Annotated in this window: 12 protein-coding genes, 4 pseudogenes and 1 riboswitch; all 16 genes and pseudogenes read left to right on the top strand. The window is 36.9% G+C overall.

From position 1 onward, the window contains the following. The first annotated feature begins 72 nt into the window (after window positions 1–72). Complete coding sequence (locus ETP43_RS17830; protein ID WP_330546581.1) at window positions 73–204, top strand: hypothetical protein; 132 nt, start codon at window positions 73–75, stop codon at window positions 202–204. Then, on the top strand, window positions 204–674 hold the full coding sequence (locus ETP43_RS18910; protein WP_243114320.1) for a site-specific integrase: 471 nt from the start codon (window positions 204–206) through the stop codon (window positions 672–674). The genes ETP43_RS17830 and ETP43_RS18910 overlap by 1 nt, the downstream gene beginning before the upstream one ends. A gap of 128 nt (window positions 675–802) precedes the next feature. Next, a complete protein-coding gene (locus tag ETP43_RS18905; protein WP_243114319.1) occupies window positions 803–1,033 on the top strand; it encodes a hypothetical protein in 231 nt (76 codons plus the stop codon). Between the two features lie 63 nt (window positions 1,034–1,096). Beyond that, window positions 1,097–2,221 carry a Fic family protein gene (locus ETP43_RS16085; protein ID WP_117495895.1) on the top strand — a complete coding sequence of 375 codons (1,125 nt, stop codon included), beginning with the start codon at window positions 1,097–1,099 and terminating at the stop codon, window positions 2,219–2,221. A 719-nt stretch (window positions 2,222–2,940) separates the two neighbouring features. Further along, window positions 2,941–3,369: pseudogene (locus ETP43_RS16080) on the top strand (ParB N-terminal domain-containing protein); the annotation flags it as partial. 278 nt (window positions 3,370–3,647) lie between these two features. Beyond that, window positions 3,648–3,895 (top strand): annotated as a pseudogene (locus ETP43_RS18695) (linear amide C-N hydrolase); the annotation flags it as partial. After that, window positions 3,877–4,302 (top strand): annotated as a pseudogene (locus tag ETP43_RS16070) (GTP pyrophosphokinase); the annotation flags it as partial. The pseudogenes ETP43_RS18695 and ETP43_RS16070, both read left to right, overlap by 19 nt. 36 nt (window positions 4,303–4,338) lie before the next feature. Then, complete coding sequence (cls, locus tag ETP43_RS16065) at window positions 4,339–5,898, top strand: cardiolipin synthase (RefSeq protein WP_118384501.1); 1,560 nt, start codon at window positions 4,339–4,341, stop codon at window positions 5,896–5,898. Window positions 5,899–6,087: 189 nt separating this feature from the next. Then, complete coding sequence (locus tag ETP43_RS16060) at window positions 6,088–7,521, top strand: phospholipase D family protein (protein WP_129259319.1); 1,434 nt, start codon at window positions 6,088–6,090, stop codon at window positions 7,519–7,521. Between the two features lie 24 nt (window positions 7,522–7,545). Next, window positions 7,546–8,217 carry a response regulator transcription factor gene (locus tag ETP43_RS16055; RefSeq protein WP_117602944.1) on the top strand — a complete coding sequence of 224 codons (672 nt, stop codon included), beginning with the start codon at window positions 7,546–7,548 and terminating at the stop codon, window positions 8,215–8,217. Next, complete coding sequence (locus ETP43_RS16050; RefSeq protein ID WP_129259316.1) at window positions 8,217–9,263, top strand: HAMP domain-containing sensor histidine kinase; 1,047 nt, start codon at window positions 8,217–8,219, stop codon at window positions 9,261–9,263. The genes ETP43_RS16055 and ETP43_RS16050 overlap by 1 nt, the downstream gene beginning before the upstream one ends. A 23-nt stretch (window positions 9,264–9,286) precedes the next feature. Then, a complete protein-coding gene (locus tag ETP43_RS16045) occupies window positions 9,287–10,351 on the top strand; it encodes an FUSC family protein (protein ID WP_119297979.1) in 1,065 nt (354 codons plus the stop codon). Then, a complete protein-coding gene (locus ETP43_RS16040) occupies window positions 10,341–10,913 on the top strand; it encodes a CDP-alcohol phosphatidyltransferase family protein (RefSeq protein WP_117602947.1) in 573 nt (190 codons plus the stop codon). The genes ETP43_RS16045 and ETP43_RS16040 overlap by 11 nt, the downstream gene beginning before the upstream one ends. A gap of 211 nt (window positions 10,914–11,124) precedes the next feature. Next, window positions 11,125–12,486 carry an MATE family efflux transporter gene (locus ETP43_RS16035; protein ID WP_129259314.1) on the top strand — a complete coding sequence of 454 codons (1,362 nt, stop codon included), beginning with the start codon at window positions 11,125–11,127 and terminating at the stop codon, window positions 12,484–12,486. 219 nt (window positions 12,487–12,705) lie between these two features. Next, window positions 12,706–12,990 (top strand): annotated as a pseudogene (locus tag ETP43_RS17330) (VirB6/TrbL-like conjugal transfer protein, CD1112 family); the annotation flags it as partial. A 505-nt stretch (window positions 12,991–13,495) separates the two neighbouring features. Continuing rightward, the gene (locus tag ETP43_RS17195) at window positions 13,496–13,639 is read left to right on the top strand and encodes a hypothetical protein (protein ID WP_164979531.1); all 144 of its coding nucleotides are present in this window, start codon (window positions 13,496–13,498) and stop codon (window positions 13,637–13,639) included. Window positions 13,640–13,693: 54 nt separating this feature from the next. Beyond that, a riboswitch (FMN riboswitch) is annotated at window positions 13,694–13,808 on the top strand. Window positions 13,809–13,932: the final 124 nt, after the last annotated feature.

Raw genomic sequence — 13,932 nt, 5'->3', positions numbered from 1 at the left:
GTATTTTATATCGCAAAGAAAAAATAGTAGTTAAGTTTAACCCTAGGGTTAAATGATGAATATGTTGAGGGCATTTTTGTTTCTGGTGAAATGCAATCGCAGGGTATAGGTAAAATTCTGCTGAATTATGCAAAGGATAAAAGGAATAAGTTGTACTTGAACGTATACCAAAAAAAAGAGACATCTGGACAGCGGATACATTGATGTGTGCGCTTAGTGTCTGTGAAGATGAACGATTAAAGCTCGCAATAAATCTATCGTTCTCATGCTCTTTACGACTTGGTGAGCTGCTTGGCCTTACCTGGGATTGTATAGATATTTCTCCGGAAGCAATCGAGGAAAACCGTGCATATGTATTCATTAACAAAGAATCACAGCGTATAAGAAAAGAATCTTTAAATGCACTGGATGGAAAAGATGTGTTGTTGGTATTTCCGACAAATCATAAGAAGAATTCTACGGTCCGTATTTTGAAAACATCGAAGACAGAAAGCAGTGTGCGTAAGATATTCTTACCAAAGAGTGTCGCTAATATGCTGGTAGATTGGAAAGCTGAGCAAGATGAAATGAAAGAAATTCTTGGTGATGAATATATGGACTATAACCTGGTTATGGCAAGTACCTTTGGGCTTCCTCTCGGAGATGGAGCAATCCGTGGTCCTTTAAAAAACTGATCGAGGACTATAATCTCCCACCGGTTGTATTTCACAGTTTCCGTCATAGCAGCGTTACTTATAAGCTGAAACTGAATGGTGGGGACATCAAAGCGGTACAGGGTGATTCCGGCCATGCTCAGGTCAATATGGTTACGGATGTGTACTCTCATATTCTGGATGATGACCGAAGGAAAAATGCAGAGCTTTTTGAAGAAGCATTTTATGAGAAGAAGAATCTGGATCCACAGATGCATGTACAGCAGGAAAATAATAATGCAACTGTTGCTGATGAAGTCGATCCTGAACTTTTGGCAAAAGTGTTGGCAAATCCAGAGATGCGGGCATTACTCAATTCGCTGGCGAAGACAATGAAGTAATGAAAAATAGTGAAAAAATAGTGTAATTTTAGTGGAAAAACAATTCATAAAACGATATAATATATGGATGAAATGGAGGTGGATCATGTGATTAAGGTTACGTTAACAAATGAAATTTTAAAAAAAATATCGGAAATAGACGAAAAGCGTTTTTCTCTTAGTACGATAGAAATGCCACCTGTTATAAAAAACAGACTTAGAAAAAACTCTAAGAAAAAAAGTTCCTATGCTTCTAATAAGATTGAAGGAAATCCATTAACTGAAAAACAGGCAAATGAGGCTATTGATAGTGATCCTCACAAACATTTTTTAAAGCCAGAACAGGAAGTTCGTAATTACTTTTTGGCTTTAAATTTTTTAGAAGAAAAACTGAAAAAGAAAGAAGCTTTTTCAAAAGAAATGATTTTAGAAGTGCAGGCAATGGTTGAAAAAGGTGCGTCAAAAGAAAAGATAGGCTTAAGAGGCCCTATGCCACCTGGAATGTTATTCGCAGTATATGATTCCGAAACAGGCGCAGCGGAATATATTCCACCAGAGTATATTGATATTCCAGACTTGTTGGATGAACTTGTTGAATATGTAAATACTACAGATGATCATCCGCTGATTATTGCTGCTGTAGTTCATTATCAATTGGTTACCATTCATCCTTTTGAAGATGGGAATGGAAGAACCGCCAGATTAATGTCAGGCTATATTCTTGATTATTATGGATATGGTTTTAATGGAATAGGTTCTCTGGAAGAATATTTTGCCTATGATCCAGATGAGTATTATGCATCACTGCAAATGGGGTTACCGGCGTTATATTATTCAGGAAGAGAAAACCCTCCTCATCCGGAAATTTGGATCAATTATTTTTTGCGGATGATGGAATTGTATTCTAAAAAGGTATATGAATTATCAAAAACATCCGAAAACGACGAGTTAGATGGAAGTCTATCTTATTTAAATGCAAAAGAAAAAGAATTCTTAGCATTTCTGTTAAAAAAGCGATTATATGAGTTTACACCAATTGAAGTCAGCAAAATGCTAGGTGTAACCAACAAAACGATTATTAATCGATGTGCAAAGCTGGTAAATAATGGTTTGTTAATTCCAATCATTGTAAAGACAAGAGTCCGATCTTATCGGTTAAGTGATTTTTCAAAGACAAATGCGAAAAAGATTTTGAAAAAAATATCGTAATAAAATATAAAATTTGCCAGTCAAAAACGCATGGACAAACCGTCTCGTATGCGTTATATTATTTATAGACAAGAAAATATCTTGTGCTTTCGATAGGAAGTTTAATTGAATACTGTTTACCATGATCGAACGTACGAAGCATGGTGGTCATATAACAGATGTCGATGGTAATATCAAGGCATTCCCCAATTATTAGCTGGAGCAAACAATCAGCTAACTTTCAGAGCTTTACAGAGCTTGACAGAGGGGGTATTCAGAATAACTCAAATTGAATCGGAAACAGTTTTTAATAGTGTCCCATATGGGTTTACCTTACCTCAGATTGACAGAGAGTGACAATAGGTTGGAGCTCTCCTAAGCGAGGGGTCGGAGGTTCAAATCCTCTTGGCGACGGGCTTCAAAGCGTTCGAAAATGTTAGCTGAATTAGCTGACAGCGAACGCTTTTCTTATTTTCTAAACACGTTCGTGACATGAAATCCCATTTAAAATGATCCATTTCCAGCTAACACAATCCGATTTTTGTTAGCTGACAGCTAATCAAAATCACCGGTTTGCAAACATGGTTTTTCAAGAGTCCAGCTAACATTTGGGTTCCGCTCTGTTGTCACCCCTTATTTGGGGATGTAAATCAGAGAAAAGGCGGGAAAAGAAACAATCTCTCCGAAACCTGCAAACATTAATTAGCTGAAACAGTATACAATTCTATTAGCTACAGCTAATGGTCAAACAGCAATGTCTGTTTGGAACTTTACCTACAACAAAAGTTCCAGGCAGGCATTTTTTATATCCTGAATCCTGGAGAAAAGGAGTCGAGATGATTGAGGCAAACAGACAATCAGAAGAAAAAGAAGAACGAATCATAGAAATTGAGATTGAACGTCTCCGCCCTTTTAAGGAACATCCGTTTCAGGTAAAAGATGATAAGGAAATGTTTCTTCTGCAGGAAAGTATTGAGAAGTATGGCATCTTAAATCCATTGATCGTCAGACCGGTACCGGATGGCTATTATGAAATCATATCCGGTCACAGAAGAAAACATGCTGCGGAGAAACTTGGATACCGTAAAGTACCAGTGATCATCCGGGTATTAAGTGAAGATGATTCGTTTTTAAGTATGGTGGATTCCAATCTTCATAGAGAGCGGATATGTGCAGAAATATGTGAAGCATAAGACTTTGGATGAGATGCTGCAAGAATGGTCGGGAGCAAGCAAGTTCATCCTTGCTATGGATACTTGGTTTGAAAGACTGATGGCGGAATAATATGATTTTACAAAGTGTTTGAGTGTAATCTTTTGAAGGCATTCAAACATTTTTTTAAATTCGATTATTAGTGAATTTGAAACAAAATAACAGAATTGTGCTATACTATTGTTCGACAAAAATTTACTGACATATTTCAAAATATTTAGGAGGATAAACAATCATGTGTACAGCAGCAACTTATAAATCAAAAGATTTTTACTTTGGAAGAACCCTCGATTATGAATTCTCTTATGGTGATCAGATTGTAATTACACCACGTAATTATTCGTTTCATTTTCGTTATATTGGAGATAAAAAAAGCATTATGCAATGATTGGAATGGCTCATGTTGCAGAAAACTATCCGTTGTATTATGAGGCGATGAATGAAAAAGGAGTGGCGATTGCTGGACTGAATTTTGTCGGAAATATCTAAATGATGTAGCAGGTGTTCGAATAGTTTGTGCATTTATTGATGATATTTATATGATATCTGATTTGATCACACAACAAGATGATATCAAAGTTATTGAAGTAAAGGATTATATAAAAAATCCCAAACCAAATGGCTATCGAAGCTATCACATGATTGTTGAGATTCCTGTATTTTTTGCTAAGGGTAAAACACCTATGCGTGTAGAACTTCAAATACGAACTAATGGGATGGATTTCTGGGCAACGTTGGAACATCAGCTTCGTTATAAAAAAGGCATTGAAGAAATGCCTGGATATGAAGAGATAAGTGAAGAATTACTTCATTCTGCAAGAGTTGTCATTGAAGCAGATAATGAAATGCAGAGAATAAAAGACAAAATTGGTATGTTCCACGAAATTTAAGCAGAAATTTGATCGAGTAGAAAGGTTGGAATATATATGAAACAAGATACTTTAGAAGGAAAAGCGAAAACAAAAAACGGAGTAAAACGATTGTGTTTTTCCATAATCTGCATTCTTCTAGAAGTAGTTTTTATTATTACTATTGTAACACGCTTAAATGAATATGCAGAAATCATAAATCTATTTACAAGGATTTTAAGTGGAATTTTAGTTTTGGGATTGTATGCATCAGATAAGACATCTTCCATGAAAATGCCTTGGGTTATATTAATTTTAATTTTCCCAATTATGGGTGTAGGCCTATATTTATTGATTGGTTTGAATGGCGGCACACATAAAATGCGTGAGCGATATGCAGAAATTGATAGCAAATTGTTACCAATGCTTTCCGATAATCAGGAGTGTTTAAACAGAATAAACGAAACGATTCCGAAGGCAGGAAATATTGCAAGTTATATACAAAGAAATTCGCAGTATCCAATCTATCAGAATACGGATGTGATGTATTTCGATGAAGCAGTAAAGGGATTAGAGACCCAGCTTGAAGATCTTGCAAAGGCACAGAAGTTTATCTTCATGGAGTATCATGCTATAGAAGATGCAGAGGCGTGGCATAAGATCCAAAAGATTCTGGAAGAACGAGTAAAAGTTGGAGTGGAAGTACGCATATTTTATGATGATATGGGTTCTATAGGATTTATTAATACTGATTTTGTAAAAAAAATGGAGTGCGTAGGAATTCATTGCCGTGTATTCAATCCGTTTGTACCAGGTTTAAATTTGTTCTTAAACAATCGTGATCATAGAAAAATAACGGTTATTGACGGGAAAGTTGGGTTTACCGGTGGATACAACCTCGCAAATGAATATTTTAATTATACACATCCTTATGGACAATGGAAAGATACAGGTATTCGTTTAGAAGGAGATGCTGTTCAGTCACTCACAGTGACATTTTTGGAAATGTGGAATGCGGTTAGTGATAAAGATGCGAATGATCCTGATTTTGGTAAATATATTTTTCATTATGATTACAAGGCGCAGCAAACGGGGTTTATTCAGCCTTATGCAGACAGTCCTATGGATAATGAACAGGTTGGAGAAGAAGTTTATATTAGTATGATAAATAAAGCTGAAAAATACTGTTGGTTCATGACTCCATATCTGATTATAACAGACGAAATGACACATGCGTTATGTTTGGCTGCTAAGCGAGGAGTGGATGTCAGAATTATTACACCGGGTATTCCAGACAAAAAATTTATTTATAATATCACTCGTTCTTTTTATCATGGATTGGTTAAACATGGTGTGCGTGTTTATGAATGGACTCCTGGTTTCTGCCATGCAAAAATGAGTGTGGTGGATGACTGTATGGCAACTTGTGGAACAATTAATCTGGATTATCGAAGTTTATACCATCATTTTGAAAATGGATGTTTTATGATAGATTGTCAGTCTGTTTTAGATATAAAGAGTGATTTGATAAAAACCATGGGTGAATGTCGTGATGTGACAGAACAATATTGTACCGGACGCAGTGCATATTTACGATTAGGACAATTATTTATGAGATTATTTGCTGGATTGCTATAAGAATCTGATGTAACGATCTCTCAAAAAACAGTTAATTTAAAAGTCGACTGTTTTTGAGAGGTCGTTTTGTTATATCGAATGATTTGTACAGAATTTCCGTTTAGGTGAAAAAAATAAATTTTGTTGAGGTTGAATTGAGATTGACATTGTATTATATAAGCATAGAAAAAAGGAATTAGGTGATATACAATGAAAAAGCATAAAATATGTAAAATTCTTCTTGCTATACTGGCAGTTCTTCTGTTTATGGCTTGTTATGAATTACTTGGAATCTGCATTGCATATAAAAAACAGCCAGAAATGTCCGAAAAAACCATAAAAGAAATACATAATGAGTCGTGGAACGAATGCAGTGAGAATCCAGAACGGGCAGTGATCATAGAAAAGAATTCGGAAGCTCTTTTACAAAGAGTGCGATTGATTAAGAATGCAAAAGAGGAAATTATTCTTTCTACGTTTGCATTCAAATCCGATGAAAGTGGGAAATTGATCTTAGGAGCTCTTCGTGATGCGGCAGACAGAGGTGTACATGTTCGCTTGTTGGTAGATGGAATGGAGAGTTGGATTGATATGGAAGGTAATCCGTATTTTTATGGATTATCTTCCCATGAGAATGTTGAAATCAAATTATACAATAAGGCCAATCCGTTGAAACCATGGAAAATGATGGGAAGAATGCATGATAAATATTTGATTGCAGATGGTAAAAACTATATTCTTGGAGGAAGAAATACATATAATTATTTCCTGGGCGATTTTCCAGGACACAAGAACTATGACAGAGATGTGTTGGTTATTTGCGATGAACCAAGGAAAGAAAATTCAGTCAACCAGTTGTTAGATTATTTTGAAACGATATGGGAACAAGAAGATAGTGGCTATTTTCATAATGATAAGAAACTTGCAAATAGAAAATCTGTAAAGAAGGCAGTATTAGAACTGCAGGAAGGATATCAGCAATATTTTAATGAAAACAAGGGAATGATTTTCGATACGGATTATACAGACGAAACGTTTGAGACAGAAAAGATTGCATTGGTATCAAATCCTATTCACACAGGTTCCAAGGAACCAGTAGTCTGGTATCAGCTGGGAGAATTGATGAAAAGTGCGAAGAATCGTGTAAAGATTCATACACCATATATTATCTGTAATGATATGATGTACAATACATGGGAGGAGATTGCAGAGAATGTTCCAAATTTTTCAATCATGACAAATTCGGTTGCAAATAATGGCAATCCATTCGGGTCTGCTGATTATGCAAAAAATAGAAATAAGATTTTAAATACAGGAATTGACATCTGGGAATATGAAGGCGGTTATTCTTACCATGGAAAAAGCATCCTGATTGATGATGATTTATCTGTGATTGGTTCCTTTAACATGGATATGAGAAGTACGTATCTGGATACGGAACTGATGCTTGTAATACGTAGCAAAGAAATCAATAAACAGTTGGAAGAAGGAATGATGGAATATGAAAAAGTATCCCGACAGGCATTAGAAGATGGCACGTATCATGATCCGTATCATGTAAAACCGATTGAATTAACAAAAAAACGTCAGAGAAATGTGTTTTTGGTACAGCATCTGCTTGGATGGGCAAGATATCTGTTTTAATAGATAACAGGGAGGAAGGAAAACGTGTTTCAGATATTAATTGTAGAAGATGATAAAGAATTAAGCCAGCTATTTCAGAAAGTGCTCGAGAAGAATGGTTATCAGGTTAAAAGTGCACCGGATGGAGCTCAGGCATTAGAAGTATTGGATAAGGAATATATTGATCTGATTATTTCCGATATCATGATGCCGGTTATGGATGGTTATGAGCTGGTGTCGGAACTTCGTTCAGCAGGATACCAGATACCGGTACTTATGATCACTGCAAAAGGAAACTTTGATGATATGCGCCAGGGATTTCTTTCTGGAAGTGATGATTATATGGTAAAACCGGTAAATGTGAATGAAATGGTTTTAAGAGTAGGCGCATTGCTCCGTCGTGCACAGATCCTGAATGAACATAAAATTGTGATTGGTTCAACAGAGTTTGATTATGATGCAATGACCGTTACAACGGATAAGGAAAGCCTTGTTTTACCGAAAAAAGAATTTCTGCTTTTATATAAGCTGGCAGCTTCGCCGGGAAGAACATTTACAAAACAGCAGTTAATGGATGAAGTTTGGGGATATGAGACAGAGGCAGACCCACATACGATAGAGGTGCATATAGGAAGAATTAGGGAGCGTTTTAAAGATAATCCAAATTTCGAAATTGTAACCATGCGTGGAATTGGATATAAGGTGGTGAAAAAATAATGAGTCAGAATAAAGAAAAAAGATTGAAGATTCGGTCCTGTCTGACTGGTGCAATCTGGCTGTCTCTCGTATTTTCAACAGTGATATCTGCTTTATTATTTGCATTTTTAAATCATTTCTTTAAGCTACCGGGGAGTATACCTGTGCTTGGCTGGCTTTTGATTTTTAATACACTGATCGCAGGGCTCATTACTTCTTTTATTAATGCAAAGTTACTGGAGCCAATTACCAGACTCAGTAAAGCAATGAAGGAAGTTTCTCAAGGAGATTTTGAACAGCATTTGGAAACGAACAGTCGTATAGCAGAGGTTGGTGAATCCTATCAAAGTTTCAACGTGATGACAAAAGAGCTTCGTGCAACAGAAGTGCTGCAGATGGATTTCGTATCTAATGTTTCTCATGAGTTTAAGACCCCTATCAATGCCATTGAAGGTTATACAATGCTTCTTCAGGGAGAAGAATTATCGCAGGAGCAAGAGGGATATGTAGAAAAAATCTTATTTAACACGAAGAGGCTTTCTGGGTTGGTTGGAAATATTTTGTTGTTGTCTAAATTGGAGAATCAGAATATACCAATGAAAAAAACGAAATATCGACTGGATGAACAGATTCGTCAGGCATTTCTTTCTTTGGAATCAAAATGGACAGAAAAAGAAATTGGCTTCCAGGTAGAATTGGAGGAAGTCAAATATACTGGAAATGAAGGACTTCTTATGCATATCTGGATGAATCTTTTAGATAATGCAATCAAGTTTAGTCCGGCAAAGGGAACAATTACGATGTTTCTGAAACAGGAAAAGAATTCTGTGAAGTTCATTGTGGAGGATGAAGGACCAGGAATCGAGGAGGATGTAAAGACTAGAATATTCGACAAGTTTTATCAGGTAGATGGTTCTCATAAGGCAGAAGGAAACGGTCTTGGTCTTGCACTTGTAAAGCGGATTGTAGATAGTGCGGGAGGAACGATCAAAGCAGAAAACCGGGAATATGGCGGATGTAGATTTGTTGTAGAACTTCCGATACAGACAAATGAGAATATAATATAAAAGTAGAAGATGGGAGGATTTATATGACATTTTATCAGGAATTACAGTTAAATCAGGCAGGATCGAAAAACCTGTTGAAAAAGAGTGAAACCACGAAAGAAAAAATGTATCATATACTGGTATATCTGATTAAGATAGCTGTTACAATGGTTTTTTGTTTTTTATTTGTTACTGTTTTCAGCATCCTGTTTGGAAATGAAAACAGTATTGTTGGTGTGGTAGTTTTATTATGTCTTATGGTATTTCGAAATGCGGATTTGGGAATCCACACTGGACAATCTACGATGCTTTTGGCTATGTTTTTTGTAATAATGGCCGTATGTCCGCATCTTGCAAATCAGCTTTCACCGGTACTGGGAATGCTGTTAAATATTGCTGCACTGGCAGTGTTGATATTTTTTGGATGTCATAATCCATTCATGTTTAACCAATCTACATTGGTTCTTGGCTATCTGCTATTATATGGATATGATGTTACAGGAACAAGCTATCAGATGCGATTGGCCGGAATGATTTTAGGCGCAGTTCTTACCTGTTTTGTATTTTATCGAAATCATAAAAATAGAACTTTTAAAAGAAATTTGAAAGATCTAATCCAGGAATTTGATATCACTTCATCGAGAACAAAATGGCAGTTATGCCAGATTATATGTGTACCAATTGTCCTTTGCATTGCAGAACTTTGCAATATGCCACGTGCAATGTGGGCTGGTATTGCGGCTATGTCAGCAATTTTGCCGTTTGTGGAAGACATGCAATACAGAGTCCGTAAAAGGATTGTCGGAAATATTGTAGGTGTTATATGCTTCACTGTATTATATTTTCTGCTTCCATCATCCATCTATGCTTATATAGGAATTCTTGGTGGAATTGGTGTAGGATTTTCAGCGCAATACGGCTGGCAGGCTGTATTTAATACCTTTGGCGCTCTCGCAATTGCTGCGGAAAGTTATGGATTAAAAGGAGCAGTTAGTCTTAGAGTGATTCAGAATGTTTTTGGTGTTGTATTTGCATTGGCATTTTGTGCTGTATTTTATTGGTTTATGTCGAAACAAAAGGAAAGTGATGTGACCGTACATGCAGAGTGAAGGAAGTCAGAAAGAAAATTTGAATAGAATTATTACAGTACCCAATTTGCTTTCTTTTTTTCGGTTTTGTCTGATTCCAGTAATTATATGGAGTTATTGTGTAAAGGAAAATCCTTTGTTAGCAGGAGAAATCTTATTGCTATCCGGTCTTACGGATCTCGCTGATGGATATATTGCAAGAAGATTTCATATGATTAGCAATCTAGGAAAGATTCTCGATCCGGTTGCCGATAAGCTGACACAGGCAGCAATGTTGATTTGCTTGTTTACTCGCTTTCCACATATGCTCCCGTTGATCGTTATAATGGCAGTTAAGGAACTTTATATGGCGGTTAGTGGATGCCTTGTGATACGAAAAACAGGAAAAGTGCATGGTGCAGACTGGCATGGAAAAATAGTAACCTTTTTATTATATGGAACTGTGGCTGTGCATATTATATGGTTCCACATTACACCAATGGTGTCAGATCTGTTAATTGGTTTGTGTGCTATAATGATGGTTGTATCAGTTGTTTTGTACATTATCAAGAATACCAGAACACTTAGGGGAGAGACTGCATAAGCAATTTGATTATATTGAGATGACTAGTACAGCGAATATTAAGTAACCGCCATATTGACTTGTCTGATTTTTCATCTGCTGCGTTGTCGTCAATCGTCGTAGCCACCGCTACGCCTCATTCCTCCGCCTTGCATATGAAGAAATCATCCTACGTCAATATAGCAGATACTTAATTTTCGCTGTACTAGATAATATTTAGGAGAACACAGATATGAACAGTAAGTCAAACGTACAAGCTATGGAAACAGAAAAAATACCACGTCTTTTGGCCCAGCTTGCAATACCTGCTGTTGTGGCTCAAATCATCAACCTTTTATATAATATTGTTGACCGTATTTATATCGGACATATTCCAGGTGTCGGTGCCGCAGCATTAACAGGTGTTGGATTGTTTACGCCAATTCTCATGCTGATCAATGCCTTCGCCATGCTGGCAGGATCCGGAGGTGCACCGCGTGCAGCGATTTCTATGGGAAAGAAAGATAATAAGACAGCTGAAAAGATTCTTGGAAACTGTTTTGCAATTCTCATGCTTATGGCCGCAGCTTTGACGGTGATATTCTTTACTTTTGCGCCACAGTTACTGACGATGTTTGGTGCTAGCGATAAGACACTTCCTTATGGCGTGGATTATGCAAGGATTTATATTCTTGGAAGTATTTTTGTTTTGATCGTGATGGGAATGAATCCATTTATTACGACACAGGGATTTGCAAAGATCAGCATGATGACAACAGTGATTGGTGCTGTAATCAATATCATTCTTGATCCGATTTTTATCTTCGTATTTCATCTTGGAGTAAAGGGCGCTGCACTCGCAACTGTTTTGAGTCAGGCTGTAGGGGCAATATGGATCCTTCGTTTCTTGTCAGGAAAGAAGACGATTCTGCATCTTAAAAAAGAAAACTTTAAACTGCAAAAAGAAATCATCTTACCATGCCTTGCTCTTGGTATATCTACATTTGTCATGTTATCTACGGAAAGTATTTTGTCTATCAGTTTTACTTCCAGTTTGTCAAGATATGGCGGAGATCTCGCAGTAGGGGCTATGACAATTATTACCAGTGTTAGTCAGCTTGCAACATTACCATTACAGGGAATTTGTCAGGGTGGACAGCCAATCATGAGCTATAACTATGGTGCAGGAAATAGAGATCGAGTAAAAAAAGCATTTTTTACTCAATTTACAGTTTGTACAATTTTTACGGGATGCTTCTGGTTGATTATGCTTCTATTTCCGAAGATGTTTGCAGGTATTTTTTCGAATAATACAGAATTAATCACGTATACGGCATGGGCGTTAAGAATTTACATGGCAGGTATTTTTTCTCTTGGATTCCAAGTTGCTTGTCAGCAGAGTTTCATGGCATTGGGCCAGGCAAAAGTTAGTTTATTACTTGCCTGCTTAAGAAAATTGATTCTGTTGATTCCGTTGATTTTTATACTGCCGCATTTTATCCAGAATAAAGTATTTGCGGTATTTTTGGCTGAGCCAATCAGTGATATTTTGGCAGCGATAATAACAACTTCAACGTTCTTTAGTCGGTTTAATAAAATTTTAGATAGAAAATAAAGCATTATAAAAAGATCCTGTTCAAACTATGCTATAAAGAACAGGATCTTTGTGTATTTATTTTGCTAGGAAATTACTCTGTATCTCCATCGGCATATGATAAGCCTGGCCTCGTTTTGTCAGGCTGTATAGTTTAAAGCTCATGAGTTCCGGAGTCGCATTCAAAGAGCTGCAGAGTCCGAAAGAATCCAGGTCTTCGTTCTGAACCATGTGGAATATACTACCGCCATTGATATTTCTTCGGCATTGACGGATCTTTCCACAACACTGGAAAGTATGGAAATCGGAGAACTTATTGTATTGGCGTTAGAAACCCTTATCGTCGGCTTCTGTATGAAGATCCTGTCTGTACTGATCACAGTGATTATGTATGGACGTATGATAGAGATTTACCTATATACCTCAGTTGCGCCGATTCCATTCGCAACTATGAGTAACAGAGAATGGGGACAAATCGGCACGAATTATTTCAGAGGACTCTTTGCCCTGGCTTTCCAGGCATTTAATTCAGACAGACGATATTATGAGCGTGTGCAGGAAACAGGTACATATCTGGATACGGTAGCAGCATCTACTGATCAGGCAGAGCTGAAAACAGTACAGGACTTCTTGGATCATATTGAGAATCAGGAATTGTATCATGTACTGATCACAGTGGACAGGCTTACCCTGCAGATCATTCTGATGAAGATCCAGGGGTACAGCACTCATGAAATCGCCAGGTATCTGAAGATTACCGAAAAGGCGGTTTACAGGCGTATGGACAGGCTGAAAGAAAAAATCAAAAAAATATTTTAATTATGAGGGGAAATTCATAGTTTCCCATTGGCGACAGGGTGAGAGGACGAAATCCTCCACCCTGTTTTCCTTTGTGTGGCGTAAACAGGATTGTTCCTTGACAACCGAATAGTCATTCGCCAAATATCAAGCCTGAATGAGTATTCCGTTCAGATTAGATTAGGTTCTAATCTGGGCGGATTTTTTTATTTCAGGAAGAAGGAGGATGCCTATGGCAGAAAAAGTGGATCAGATGGATCCAGATGAAAAAATCATTGAGATAGCGATTGAACGGTTAAGAGTATTGGCATTGGAACTGAGAAATTATATGAAAATTGCTCATCCGAGAACTTTCATTTCCAAACCAGTAAACTAAGTAAAATAAAAATTCTGCTTTACAAATAACAGATAAAGTATTAAAATAAACAAAAAATATCTTCAGGGCAGGGTGAAATTCCCTACCGGCGGTAAAGCCCGCGAGCCGAGAGGCATGATCCGGTGAGATTCCGGGGCCGACAGTACAGTCTGGATGGAAGAAGATGATAGTACAGTTGATTTTTTGTATGAATGAATGTAGTATCAGAGCTCTGAGATGGTGATCCATTTCAGAGCTTTTTATATAGGAAAATCAGACATTCATTTATCAATCATATGTAACAGATCAATTCC

The sequence above is a fragment of the Blautia faecicola genome (assembly GCF_004123145.1).
Lineage (GTDB): Bacteria > Bacillota > Clostridia > Lachnospirales > Lachnospiraceae > Oliverpabstia > Oliverpabstia faecicola.
The sequence above is the reverse complement of the archived record's forward strand: the minus strand, read 5'-3'. Positions and strand labels throughout refer to the sequence as shown.

Excerpts from the sequence above, each read along its gene's own strand:
- ETP43_RS18910 (WP_243114320.1), top strand. The coding sequence starts at position 204 with ATGTGTGCGCTTAGTGTCTGTGAAGATGAACGATTAAAGCTCGCAATA.
- ETP43_RS18905 (WP_243114319.1), top strand. The coding sequence starts at position 803 with ATGGTTACGGATGTGTACTCTCATATTCTGGATGATGACCGAAGGAAA.
- ETP43_RS16085 (WP_117495895.1), top strand. The coding sequence starts at position 1,097 with ATGGATGAAATGGAGGTGGATCATGTGATTAAGGTTACGTTAACAAAT.
- cls (WP_118384501.1), top strand. The coding sequence starts at position 4,339 with ATGAAACAAGATACTTTAGAAGGAAAAGCGAAAACAAAAAACGGAGTA.
- ETP43_RS16060 (WP_129259319.1), top strand. The coding sequence starts at position 6,088 with ATGAAAAAGCATAAAATATGTAAAATTCTTCTTGCTATACTGGCAGTT.
- ETP43_RS16050 (WP_129259316.1), top strand. The coding sequence starts at position 8,217 with ATGAGTCAGAATAAAGAAAAAAGATTGAAGATTCGGTCCTGTCTGACT.
- ETP43_RS16045 (WP_119297979.1), top strand. The coding sequence starts at position 9,287 with ATGACATTTTATCAGGAATTACAGTTAAATCAGGCAGGATCGAAAAAC.
- ETP43_RS16040 (WP_117602947.1), top strand. The coding sequence starts at position 10,341 with ATGCAGAGTGAAGGAAGTCAGAAAGAAAATTTGAATAGAATTATTACA.
- ETP43_RS16035 (WP_129259314.1), top strand. The coding sequence starts at position 11,125 with ATGAACAGTAAGTCAAACGTACAAGCTATGGAAACAGAAAAAATACCA.
- ETP43_RS17195 (WP_164979531.1), top strand. The coding sequence starts at position 13,496 with ATGGCAGAAAAAGTGGATCAGATGGATCCAGATGAAAAAATCATTGAG.